The sequence below is a fragment of the Polaromonas sp. P4_H1 genome (assembly GCF_056400945.1).
The window spans coordinates 1-538 of record NZ_JBFUKG010000135.1; the positions used below are offsets into that span (position 1 = coordinate 1).

The 538-nt window shown below is 60.6% G+C and carries 1 protein-coding gene; it reads left to right on the forward strand.

All coding sequences use genetic code 11. From position 1 onward, the window contains the following. Positions 1–334: 334 nt before the first annotated feature. Positions 335–538 (forward strand): hypothetical protein (locus tag AC1DS5_RS25520; RefSeq protein ID WP_477721034.1); only part of this gene is annotated, 204 nt, incomplete at its 3' end.

Sequence of the window (538 nt, forward strand, 5' to 3'; positions counted from 1 at the left end):
GTGCGGAAGGACGCGGGGGACGCGCGGTCATGCGATTTGAATCAATCCAGGTTGCGGCGAAACGCCCTTCTAGGAGTTGCGGTGCAGGCTCTGCAAGCAACATCGTGTCGGCCGGCTCGCAAACAAGGGCAAAACCGGCAAGCTGTTAGCCCTGTCGTGCAAATGATAAGCAATGCCATTGGTTTATCTGCCCTGCTCGGCTAGAACTTGAACGACTCTCCGGCGGCCGCAAACCTGCCGCCGGGTTGCCGCATTATTTCAGCATGACGTCCGCGCGGTGCCGGTGGGTGCACGCGAGCGCTGCAACAAACCAAGGGCCCCTGTGCCTCAGATCGTGCCATCCCGTTGGAAGACCAAGTTCCGGCATTTCCTGCTGGATCTGGATGCGCGCATCGATTCCGGCCTGTTCTCGTCTGGCCGCGGCACCCGCGAACTCTGGGAGCGCTACTCCACGTTCATGGATCGCTTCTATGTCGGTCGCTGGAAGCGCTGGGTGTTCATCGAGCCACTGTCGGAAATGGCCACCATTGGCCTTGGC